The sequence below is a fragment of the Vreelandella sulfidaeris genome (assembly GCF_042429665.1).
GTDB lineage: Bacteria > Pseudomonadota > Gammaproteobacteria > Pseudomonadales > Halomonadaceae > Vreelandella.
This window is the reverse complement of the sequence record NZ_JBHMAC010000013.1, coordinates 414231-426143: the sequence shown is the minus strand read 5'-3', so window position 1 is coordinate 426143 and position 11913 is coordinate 414231. Positions and strand designations below refer to the sequence as shown.

Below are 11913 nucleotides of genomic sequence, written 5' to 3'. Positions count from 1 at the left end.
GTTTCATTTGGTCGCGTTGCCCTACAGCAACGTGTCCTTCAAGAAACCGGCCTGATCGGTTAGCGTCAAACGCGACTAGTGATCAGCATTGGCAATGGTTCGCTACTAATCGTCCAATAGTCCGTCGTATTGATCGTAATCAAACGCCTCCATATTGCCGATCTCTTCTTCGTTATATTGAACAGCGTACGCAGAGTAGCCGGGAGACCAGCCGTACCCGTACCCATAGAAGGGATAGGCATAGGCGCCGCCGCCATAACCTGTATCAGACTCTACGATAACGGCCTGGATATCGCCTTCGCGGGTAAAGAGAATATTGTCGATATAACCGTAACCAACGCCTTCACCTACCGTGGCATAGTCATTAAGCAAGTCTGAAAGCTTCCAGACCCCCAGGCCTGCTTCAACATCATCGTCAACCTGTTGAGCCTGGCTAAGATCCTGCTCGGTAATGTATTCATCAGAAACAAACAACCCATAGTCATCGGCATTGTCTTCTGTCACCGGGATCATGACCCCATCTTCGTGTAGCTCCACTTCCTCCCATGGAACCAGCACGTGAGTGTCACCTATATCCCAGAAGCCACCGACCTGAGCGATGATGGCAGCGATTTTATTGTCTTCGGTAATGAGCACGTTTTCGACGCTACCGATTTCTTCCTGCTCTTCGCCGAAGACCTCGGCGTCCATTAAGTTATCGGCTCTTATGCCTCCCTGCTGATAAATATCATCATAATTCCAGTCGCCTAATGGCTTTATTACTTCTTCCTGGGCCTGGGCTTGAAAGGTAGCTGCGCCAGCAGTAATGGCGAGTGCCGTTACACCAACATTGCGCTTGATTGACATTTTTGATCTCCTTTCTTTCCTCTGTGGCAACCATTAAAAAGCTAGGAGATATTTTTTCAGGTGTAAAGAGAGCAATAAACCCCACCAATTTAATAAGCCTTTTAACTAACTAAAAGAAAAAAACAACCTGCTGAATTAACGGTGTTTTTATGACAACCCGCCACCTAAAAGACATATTCACACGGTGTATCTCTCTAATTTTCAATCAACTTTTAATTTAAATTAACCAAGAAATACAAAAATAATTAAACACAAAAATTATTAAGCGTGCTAAAAAAGCATGCTTAATAACATCCATAAATGATAGCCATGTAACGTATACCCAGCCGTTTAAACCAATGGCAGCAACCGTTAGAAAATAACGTTTAAACAATAAGACAATGCTATTATTACCTGATACGGAATTAACACGTTAATAACGCCTGCAGGGAGGGAGCCTAAACAATGATGAAAGTCGCTTCAAAGCGCCTACTGTGGGGGCTTGTGCCGGTCGTGCTCGTGGCACTGATTATCCTTGCGGTAGAGCTGATGTCCTGGAATTTTTTAAAGCCAGTGATCACTGACCGTATCGAGCAGGCGACGGGACGTTCAGCGGCTATCCATGGCGATGTAGGGGTCAGCCTATTTCCGAGCCCACAGCTTTCTGTTAATGACCTGGAGATAGATAACCCTGGATGGGCGTCCGCGCCCCATTTACTGACGGCAGAGCAGGTCACTATCACGCCTTCGTTAAGCGATTTGCTACAAGGCAATATGACGCTTGAAGCTATCGATTTTTCCGATGCTAGCCTGAATCTACAACAACGTGCCGACGCTCCCGCCAACTGGGCATTAGGTGACAACCAACAGCAGACTCAGCAACCGCCCAACGGGGAAGCCTCGTCTTCGTCTTTCGATATTCCCTCTCTCTCGGCCTCTAATTCAACGGTACGTTACTGGAAAGCAGATACCGAGAATCCGCTAGAAGCCTCCATTTCGTCTCTTCAGATGCAAACCAGTGACGAGGAATTGCATACCCAGGCGACGCTGACACTTCAGCAACCACCTTTTCAGCCATCATCTCAATCATCGACTTCTCAATCGCAGCGCTTTGAACTCGAGGCACACACCGACACTATTGCCGACTTTCTGGATGAGGAAGAGGCCTTCAGTGGCGACGTTTCTCTCAGCGCTGGCGAGAGCCGACTGACCAGCACGTTCGAGATTCCTCAAGCACCGGCATTACAGCAGCTCACCGCCGATAGCGAGCTGAGCCTGCACAACCTGGCCGAATGGGCACAATGGCTGGGGTTGCCCGAGCTAGCACTGGAGCGATTGGACATAGCGGCGCAACTTGCGCGCGAGGGAAGCGAGTGGCGCTTGCATGATATCGACACCAGCGTGGCAAACAGCCAACTTAGCGGGGAGTTAACCATCGATACGGGCGGTGATGTGCCCGCGCTAACCGGCCAGCTACACGCCGCTCCCCTTGATCTCGCGGCTTTACGGTCAGCGTTACCGAACGGCGAAGATCAACCGGGCCTTTCCATCCCCGCATTTCCGGCGATGCGCGGAGACGTTTCTCTTTCTGCCGATCGTGTGATCCTTGAGCAAGCAACGCTGAGCAACCTGCAAGCAGAGCTACAGCTTGCCGACCATTCGCTTGCGCTTACCCCTCTCACCTTTGATATTGCAGGCGGGCATGTCGAGGCAAACGGCGCGCTCACCAGTAATTCCGAGCAGATTGACGCCAACGCCCAGATCAGCGTGCAGCAGTTGGATATGTCTGAGGTCGACCCAGCATTGCCGCTGGGAGACACCTTGAATGCCGATATTTCGCTTGAGCTGCAGCCCATCGAACAACAGCCCAGCATTACCTCAGAGACGTTGATTAGCCACCTGAGCATCGGCAATGCGCAATTTAATTATCGCAATCAAGACGCCAATACCCATCTTGAGGGCAATTTGGAGACCACCGGAGAGCAAGAACCACCTGAGCTGCTGCTTAACGTCAACGGTGCCTGGCGTGATAAGCCGCTGGAACTACAGGCCCGTGGAGCGCCGTTAACCCAACTGATCAATATTGACGATATAACCCTGCGTCACGATTATCCGCTGCATATCGACGCCACCTCCAACGCTATTGAGGTTGAGGCGGATATGACCCTGGCATCAATATTATCGCCGCAGACGATTGACGCGGAGATGACACTCGAAGCAGACAGCGCGCAACAGTTGGAAAACTGGCTGGGGCCGGTACTGCCTCCGCTGCCGGGCTTTCGGCTTTCCGGCCAATTGGTACGCGACCACGATCAATGGCGTGCCACCAACCTTGACGGGCGAATAGGCTCGACGCAGGTGACCGGTAGTATCGAGGTGCTCACCACTGACCGCCCGGTGGTTGAGATTGACCTTGAAACCGGGCGGATCAATCTTGACCGGCTAATCTCCGCCACGATTCCGCCCTCAAGCGAGGGTCCAGACAACGATTCCATGCTGGCACCGCTACGTACATTTGATGGAGAACTGGCACTCAGTGCCTCGTCGCTGGTGTTACCTAACGGGCTGGTGCTAGGCGATGTTATGGTGGACGCCAGCTTGCAAGAAGGCAGACTCCAAGCAGAGCCGTTTCAATTTCGTCTCGGTGGTGGATTAGTGACGGCAGCACTCGACTTGAATGCGACCCAGCCCCCCGCCTCGGGGCAGCTGGATATCGGCTTCAATGATGTTGCCCTTAGCGCATTAGGCGATACGTTCACGCCCCTCGAAGACCGCCTTGGCCGCGCGTCTGGAGAACTACACCTCGACATCAGCGAAGCGCTTCCCCGCGACAGGCGCGATGACCTGCTGCTGCCGTTCATCGGTCGCTTGTCGTTTGAGCCCTCGCAGCTACGGTTCAGTGACCCGCAAGCGGGAACCGACCTGACCATTCAGTTTGAGACCCAAGGAATTGCTACCGGCGAACAGACGTTCCAACTTAACGCTGAAGGGCGCTACGACGGTGCACCCGCGTCTATCAGCCTGGAAGGCGACCCGCTGCTTGATGTTCGCGACTCTGACCGCCCTTACGCGATAGACCTTGAGGCTGATATTGTCGACACGTTGATAAGCCTAGAGGGCACACTGCAGCGCCCCCTGGCGCTAGAAGGGCTAAACCTGGCGCTGGCTATTGAAGGGCCTAACCCCCAGCGTTTAAGCCGCCTATTAGGTATCTCATTGCCGAAGCTGCCGCCCTATTCGGTATCCGGCGAGCTGGACCTGGAAGACCAGCGCTGGACCTTCACCGACATGCACGGCGTCATCGGTGACAGCGATCTCAATGGCCGCCTGACCCTCAATCCATCGGCGACGCCGCTCCACCTGACTGGGGAATTATTTTCCGAGCACCTCGATATCGCGGATCTGGGCGTGCTCGCCGGCGCCTCACCAGAAGAGACTGATGATCGCTTCATCTTGCCCGATACTGACATCGTGACAGACGCATGGCTTGGCCTCTCGGCCGACGTGAGCTACCGAGGCGAATCGGTCAGCGCTGGCGAGGTTCCGCTAAAAGACGTCTTTATCGATTTTACTCTCGACGATGGGCGCGGGCGGTTCACCCCGCTCAGTTTTGGTGTAGGCGAAGGAAACGTTAATCTAACGCTCGATCTGGATGCCAGCACCCAGCCCCCCAGCGGCACGATGCAGGTGGAAGTGCAGGGCGTGGATCTCGACGACGCGCTACGCAACTGGGAACTGGGTGATGACAGCATTGGCGTGATTGGTGGTCGCGGAAAACTGTGGATTGAAGGCTCATCAATCGCCGAGCTGCTGGCCTCCGCCGATGGCGGCGTAGTCATGCTGATGAACGGCGGCAGGCTTGAAGCCCTACTGGTGGAGATCGCCGGACTAGACGCCGGTCAGACATTTTTGAGCTGGGTGCGTGACCGTAATGCCATTCCGATTGATTGCGCTTACGCCGACCTCCAGGCCCGCGATGGCGTTACCCAACTGGATACATTTGTGGTGGATACGGGCGACACCACGTTCACTGCCGGGGGGCAGGTCGATCTTAATAGCGAACGTTTGGATATCAGTATTATCGCCCACCCCAAAGATCCCAGTGTGTTTGTCGGGCGTTCTCCGCTGCATCTGGCGGGCACCTTCGATAACATTGAACTAGGCGTACATCGCGAAACACTGATCATGCGCGCAGGGGCAAGTGTCGCATTTGGCGCCCTTGCTGGCCCCATCACCGCCCTCTTGCCGCTGGTGGATGTCGGCACGGGCCCTGATGTGGAATATTGCGATGGCTTGATACGCCGTTCTCGCGACGCCCTACAAGAAGGAGATATCCAATAATGCGGCCTTACCACGTCGTTGTCTTTTTATTAATGGGCGGCGTACTCATCACCACGCTGCTGGCTGGCTGTACCAGCGCTCCGGTCAATGAGTCCGCCACACTTGAACATCAGGACTCGTTCGAAGCGGTTAAGATCAAGACATGGCTGATCCAAGCGCCAGACTTGGCTGGTTCGGCTATTGATGTCGACCTGGACGGTGAGCGTGCCATTCTCAGCGGTTTTGTTGAAACCGAGCAACAGCGCACCAAGGCAGAGGCCATCGCAAGCCAGCATGAGCGGGTGACGTCGGTAGACAACAATATCACCGTTAAATAGGCAGGGAAGGCAGCCGGCCCATTTTACAGAGATCAATGATGAACCAGCCGTTAAAAAACCTAGAGCAACTGCTTGATCGAATTGGCGAACTGGCTCGTCATAACCACCAGGTGTCGATCGGGATGGTGGTCGACTCCGTTGGCAACCGCTCATTTGGGCCATTATTGATGCTGATCGGCATCACGCTTTTTTCACCACTGAGTGGCGTGCCCGGCATGTCGATCTTTATGGCGGCGTTCGTATTATTGGTCGCCGTTCAGATGCTGATCGGCCGGAAGCAATTTTGGTTGCCGAAATACATTCTCAATCGCTCGGTTGAACACAGCAAGCTGCAGAAGGCGTTAAACTGGCTTAGCAAGCCAGCACGCGCGATAGACCGGGTTCTCAAGCCGCGGCTCACTTTTTTAGTAAATCATGGCGGTAGCTATGCCATTGCTGCGCTATGCGTCATCGTTGGCCTGTGTATGCCGTTTATGGAGCTGGTACCGTTTTCATCGTCGGCCGCTGGGCTAGCATTACTCGCGTTAGGGCTTGCGTTAGTCGTGCATGATGGGCTGTTGGTGCTGCTAGCGATAGCGGTATTCGGCATTACGTTTTCGCTGTTAATTATGAACCTGCTGTGATTATCAGGGCTTAATAGCTACGCTACATAACGATGGATATAAACAGGTAATGTGATGCTAAAGGTGGCGATTTTTGTTGATGTGCAAAATGTCTATTACACCGTGCGAGAAGCCTACGGGAAAAACTTTGATTACAATAAATTCTGGGCTCAGGCCACCGCTAACCGAGATGTTATCAGCGCCTATTGTTATGCCATTGATAAAGGTGATCAAAAGCAACGTCAATTCCAGAACATCCTTAGCGCCATAGGCTTTGACGTAAAGCTGAAACCTTTTATACAACGCGCAGATGGCTCCGCAAAGGGCGACTGGGATGTAGGCATCGCCCTTGATGTTATTGATCATGCTGAAAAAGCAGATGTTATCGTGCTGGTGTCAGGGGATGGCGACTTTGATCTTTTAGCCAACAAAGTACGCCTTAAGCATGGCAAGAGAGTCGAAGTTTATGGTGTTCCTCAGTTAACCGCGGCGTCGCTAATAAACGCAGCCAGTGAGTTTATCGCCATCGACAAAAGACTTCTTCTAAGTTAATAATCCACAGGATTAATAAGTAGCATTAAATAAATAAAACACTTTTAGCGATAACACAGCGCACCGTTCATTTCCTACAACGCTCGTTTCCAGCATCGCTCATGCCCAGCATCGTTAGTTTAAACTTATCTAATTAACGGTTATGCGAAGTTTCCTTCCAAGATAGCAACACAACCGCAGGTTACTTTTAGTTACATGAGATTTGCTAATTGTAACCAAAGCGACTAGCTTTATAGGTAGATGGGCTTGATTAAATTTGCGCAAGTGCTGGCTTATTCAACCGCCTTTTTAATCCCCTGGCACGGCTTAGTCATCTAGTGAGCCTCAATGTCGGCGCGGTCAGTCAGGACGAACCAGCAAGGGAGAGTAAGGCATGACAATGACATCAGAAAAGCAATTACCCGAGTCAGTAACCGCTTGGCGTGACCCAGAAATGGACTCGGTCAAAGGCACCGAAACTCCCAAGGATCCCAACAAAGGCTACATCGCCCTGCTTGGTTGGAGCGTCAATGCCATCAAGGCGGCACAAAAATTCGACCGCCGTTATATTGTGGTTGCGCCGGAATGGGCCGAGGATTTTTGCACCGCCAACAATATCCCCTTTATTTCGTGGGATTTTATTCGACTGAATGATCGGTCCATGGAAATCGCCGAGAAATTGAAAGAGGAAGGCGTCGATGTCGCTATTCCACTGTTTGAAGAAACCGTGGAATGGTCCGGCGCGATTAACTCTGTCCTCCTCGACAGCCCTCGCATGTATGGGCAGTCCATACTGTTTCGCGACAAAGCGCTCATGAAGCGTCGCGCTCAACTTGGCGGCATCCGTGTCGGAATCTTCGAAGAAGCGCACGAAAAAGAAGACATCGTTCGCTTTATGAAGCGCGTCAACCAGACGCTGCTCAAACTGGATGGCGATCCGGACGACCCGATTCACGTCAAGGCGTTCGACAAAGCCGGTTGTCTCGGCCACCGAATGATCCGCAGTATCGAAGAAATCGATAATATTCCGGACGAAGAATACCCGCTGCTGATGGAAAGTCACCTGAGCGGCTGGGAGTTCGCGGTTGAGGCCTGGATTCACGATGGCAAAATCCAGTTCCTGAATATTTCGGAATACGTCACGTTGGGCTATTCAGTCTTCGTACCCGCGACGGCCGAACTCGAAAGCTGGCGCAACGCGATCACCAAGCAGATTGAATTGTTGATCAAAACATTCGATATCCAGTTTGGCCTGATCCACCCTGAGTACTTCGTTACGGCGGATGGCGAGATGTACTTTGGCGAAGTTGCCTACCGCCCGCCCGGCTTCAAGGCGTTCGAACTGATTGAAAAGGCCTATGGATTTAACGCCTATCAGGCTTCCATGCTCGTTTTCGATCCGAAAAGCACGAAAGAGGAAGTCGACGCCTTCTTCCCTCGCGAAGTGGTCGACGCGAAGGGCTACGCAGGCTGTTTCGGTGTATACCCACGCCGTCGTGTGGTCAGTAAACTGGAAATGCCCAAAGAAACGATTGAGCATCCCTATTTTGAATCACATGAATTAGTGGCACCCGCGGAAGAGACCGTTCCTGACCGCTCTGCCTTCGGCACGCATTGGGGCTTGGTCTTCTTCTTTGGTGACGACCCCATCAAGATGCGTGATCTACTCAAAGCCCAAGAGGACTTGGATTTCTACGTCTAACGTTTCGTTAAAGTAACAGCTCCACCAAGGGCGCCGTGTCAGCACCTGAGATAAAAAATCTCAAGAGGCTGACACGGCGCCCTGCTTTTTGCTAGCGTTCTGTCAACCGTACAGAGGCGCCTCTACACGTAAGGTCTGCCTCTCCTGTTGGTAAAGGCCAAGATAGGTTCGCTTGGCATAATGATGAGAGATGTAATGCATCTGAGATTTCTGCTGCGCCGGTTATCAATGTTTCCCCTACTAATGCTCTCCCTACTGCTGCTAGTCGGCTGCGATGAAACGCCAACCGGCCGCTCCCAGCTAGCACTCATACCTGAACACCTGATGGCACAAATGGGTGAGGATACCTTCGAGCAGTTGCGCCGTGATCAACCGATCTCCCGAAGCGCGCCCGTTAACCGCCAAGTGCAGTGCGTGGCTCGTGAAATTGTCGCCGCCGCCGAGGCTATCTACCCAAACGCTGACCTGCCCGACACCTGGGAAATTGCCGTATTTGAGGATCCCTCACCCAATGCCTTCGCCTTACCGGGCGGACGTATCGGTGTGCATACCGGCTTGCTGGACGTAGCCGAAAACTCAGCGCAGTTGGCGGCGGTGATCGGTCACGAGGTGGGCCACGTATTGGCTGATCATGGCAATGAGCGTCTGACACAACAGCTTGGTATTAAGGCCGGACTGCTACTGGTTGGTCTTTTTGGTGAGGGCGAACTAGGGCATCAACAATTGATGCAGGCGTTAGGCCTTGGCGCTCAGCTTGGCATCAGCCTACCGTTCAGCCGCGCCCACGAGGAAGAAGCCGACCTGATGGGCTTGGCGATCATGGCCCGAGCAGGATTCGATCCACGACAAAGCGTGTCGCTATGGCGCAACATGGCCGCCGCTGGCGGTGGCCAGCCCCCTGAATTTCTATCGACTCACCCCGCCCATGGATCGCGCATCAAGGCATTGCAACTAGCCATGGAAGACGCCGAAACCACCTACCGAGGCGTCACCCGAGCTGACTGCACTGGCTAGATAACCGTTAGACACACAAGTGCAGCGCGTCTCTTCTACGCAACTGCGTGGGAGTCGCTTACCGATATTACGCCAGCAGCTTATGGCTAGCCCAACGACCAGCATGACGTGTTTGCACAATGCGGCCTTGGCTCCTATCTTAAAAATGATAGTCGGAAAGATGATGACACGACCATGATAATCGCGGGCATGGTCAAATGATCGCTTATATCACTGGAAAGTCATTATTTCTTAAACTGTTAGCTCAAAGAAGAGTTAACTGAAAGGTTCAAGGAGAGGTTTTATGTTGAAGTTTTTGGCTAGCACCGCAGGCATCATTTTTTTGATAGGTCTATTAGTGGTTATTGGGCTGCTTATGTTGATTTTCTAGATAGCACCTTTCCACCTACCATGCCGCACTGCTGAGTAGCACTACCCGTTAGAGCCTAATCCTACCCTCAAGGAGATTGGGCACCTACCGTCTGACAACAAGTGGGGGGCTTTCTATTGGGCCCGCCCATCACACAATACCTATATCTGGCTCTGGAAGCCCCGTACTAAACCACTCACGTGACCTTCACGACGATGGTCTAGTATTAACTGCTTGTCATTATTTGTTATAAAAGGTCTGGAAAGCAGTAACCAGTGCTCACTCTTTAATAGAGCCTGAAAGAATAATTGACTTTAAGAAGTCGCGGCTCGACACTGATAAATCTTGGCTATCTCGTCAATTCATATGGGCTATCAAGAAGCGCAATATATCTCGAATAATCACATCAAAGTTACAGATTAACAGGAATAGGCAATCTTCAGCGAGGAATACGCCTATTGTTAGTGCCCCTCCCCCTCTATCATTTCTCTCAAGGTCGTAACGGCCAAAACATACCGCCACCTAAGCGTTACCGCGACATATGCCACTCGTTCAAAGCGAACAGACATATAGATTGCACTCTTAAGGTTACGCGGATATGTCATTCAAAAAGAGAGGAAGTAATTTCATGAAGTACGCCACTATCATTATGCAGACGATCACCGCTAGCGCTTTAATCTTGGGCATGACTGTTCAAGCAACTGCCGCAGAGTCAACCCACACTAACTACGACACTAGCAGCCCCATCCACGGCGGCACGCGTGAAGGCAGCCCTCAGTACCGCGTTGAGGCGGAAAATGGCCAAGCCGCTGAGTACCAGGGTAACCAAGCATACCGCACGACTTTCGAGGTTGGTAGTCCTGCACTGGGCGGCACACGTGAAGCACTATATCGTGAGCGTGTTGAGATTGAAGACAATCAAGGCATGTCTCAAGAGATTGCTCATACCGACCATGCTGACAACCTAGTACGCGGTACACGCGGCTAAAAGCAGCGTCGCTATATTGCGCCAATGTTTTACTTAGAGTTGCGCAAACGACACGGGCCACCCCATGGGGTGGCCCGTTCGTATATCTAAACAACTAGATGAGCAACGAGATAAGTAACTTACAGCTATAACGCCTCTGCTACAAAGATAATGCTTTAGAAAAAACGATCTAAGCGTGCATGCTTAAATGTGTTTCGCCACGTAACTTGATCATATCGGTGCGTGGCGGTGCGCCAAACATGCGACTATATTCGCGGCTGAATTGCGACGGGCTTTCATAACCGACCCGATAGCTTGCCGTGGAGGCCTCCAGCCCTTCCTTGAGCATCAATAAGCGCGCCTCGTGCAGTCGTAGCTTCTTCTGGAATTGCAGCGGTGACATGCACGTGACCTGCTTGAAGCTATGATATAGAGCAGATTCGCTCATGTTCACCTCTTCCGCCAATTGCCGTACCCGCAGCGGTTCGGCAAAGCGCTCCTTGAGTATCGAGATCACCTGATAAATACGGTTTGACTGACTGTCGACTGAGGCGAATTCACGCATGCGAGAGCCCATCTCACCCATCAGCGCTCGGTAAACGATCTCGCGCTGAATCAGTGGCGCCAGCACACGGGCATCGTTGGGTGAGTCAAGCAATCGAACGAGTCGAGTCATTGCATCCAGAATCCCCAGGTCAACTTGGGCGACACACATACCGCAGGCTGAATGAGGAGCATTAATGGGCTTGCTATCTTGAGGTCCATCCCCCAACTGCAGAACCAGTTCGGCGATATCGATAGGGTCAATCTTGATCTTGACGGCTAGAAAGGGGTTCTCCGGCGAGGCATCAACCACCAGCTTGTTAACCGGGAGGTCGACGCTGGAAACCATATAACTGAGAGCGCCGTAGACGATCTCTCGATCCCCCAGTTGTACAATCTCGCGTCCCTGAGCAATGATGCAGAGCGATGGTTCGTAGACTGTTGACATACAGCTGGTAGGCGCATCTGCGCGAAACAGGTTTAACCCCGGAATATCCGTTTCATACAGACCTTCTTCGCTCATTCGGCTCGAGACGAGATCGGCAAGTTGTCGGCACAGGGGCGCAGCAGTTAACCGGGCTGGAACTGAAATATAATTTGGATAGGGTATGGTGTTCATGACTAACCTCTAAATACGTGAACACAGTATATAGGATTAGGTAAACCATAGCCGCTAAGGAACACTTCAAAGAATTGGATGATGAGGAGTAAAAAATCGTTCA

10 protein-coding genes are annotated in these 11913 nt (G+C 52.0%); 8 read left to right on the top strand and 2 right to left on the bottom strand.

Annotated features, from left to right (window positions below; translation table 11 throughout):
• Positions 1 to 105 precede the first annotated feature (105 nt).
• A complete protein-coding gene (locus ACFFLD_RS16580) occupies positions 106 to 846 on the bottom strand; it encodes a PRC-barrel domain-containing protein (protein WP_386042343.1) in 741 nt (246 codons plus the stop codon).
• 444 nt (positions 847 to 1290) lie between these two features.
• Here ACFFLD_RS16580 and ACFFLD_RS16575 point away from each other — a divergent pair, with 444 nt between their 5' ends.
• The 8 genes from ACFFLD_RS16575 (at position 1291) to ACFFLD_RS16545 (ending at position 10669) form a co-directional block, all read left to right on the top strand.
• Positions 1291 to 5166: an AsmA family protein gene (locus ACFFLD_RS16575; protein ID WP_386042341.1), complete on the top strand. Its 3876-nt coding sequence runs from the start codon at positions 1291 to 1293 to the stop codon at positions 5164 to 5166.
• Positions 5166 to 5483, top strand: a complete 318-nt coding sequence (locus ACFFLD_RS16570) for a BON domain-containing protein (protein WP_386042339.1) — start codon at positions 5166 to 5168, stop codon at positions 5481 to 5483. The genes ACFFLD_RS16575 and ACFFLD_RS16570 overlap by 1 nt, the downstream gene beginning before the upstream one ends.
• 38 nt (positions 5484 to 5521) lie before the next feature.
• A complete protein-coding gene (locus ACFFLD_RS16565) occupies positions 5522 to 6106 on the top strand; it encodes an exopolysaccharide biosynthesis protein (RefSeq protein WP_386042337.1) in 585 nt (194 codons plus the stop codon).
• A gap of 54 nt (positions 6107 to 6160) precedes the next feature.
• A complete protein-coding gene (locus ACFFLD_RS16560) occupies positions 6161 to 6637 on the top strand; it encodes a LabA-like NYN domain-containing protein (RefSeq protein ID WP_386042335.1) in 477 nt (158 codons plus the stop codon).
• A 373-nt stretch (positions 6638 to 7010) separates the two neighbouring features.
• Positions 7011 to 8318, top strand: coding sequence for an ATP-grasp domain-containing protein (locus tag ACFFLD_RS16555; RefSeq protein WP_446753360.1), 1308 nt, complete (start codon positions 7011 to 7013; stop codon positions 8316 to 8318).
• Positions 8319 to 8513: 195 nt separating this feature from the next.
• The gene (locus ACFFLD_RS16550; protein WP_386042333.1) at positions 8514 to 9332 is read left to right on the top strand and encodes a M48 family metallopeptidase; all 819 of its coding nucleotides are present in this window, start codon (positions 8514 to 8516) and stop codon (positions 9330 to 9332) included.
• A gap of 283 nt (positions 9333 to 9615) precedes the next feature.
• Complete coding sequence (locus ACFFLD_RS20570; RefSeq protein ID WP_442861953.1) at positions 9616 to 9702, top strand: hypothetical protein; 87 nt, start codon at positions 9616 to 9618, stop codon at positions 9700 to 9702.
• A 607-nt stretch (positions 9703 to 10309) separates the two neighbouring features.
• Positions 10310 to 10669: a hypothetical protein gene (locus tag ACFFLD_RS16545; RefSeq protein ID WP_386042331.1), complete on the top strand. Its 360-nt coding sequence runs from the start codon at positions 10310 to 10312 to the stop codon at positions 10667 to 10669.
• Positions 10670 to 10838: 169 nt separating this feature from the next.
• On the opposite strand, the gene ACFFLD_RS16540 is transcribed toward ACFFLD_RS16545, so the two are convergent.
• Positions 10839 to 11714, bottom strand: a complete 876-nt coding sequence (locus tag ACFFLD_RS16540; RefSeq protein WP_386042329.1) for an AraC family transcriptional regulator — start codon at positions 11712 to 11714, stop codon at positions 10839 to 10841.
• Between the last annotated feature and the right edge of the window lie 199 nt (positions 11715 to 11913).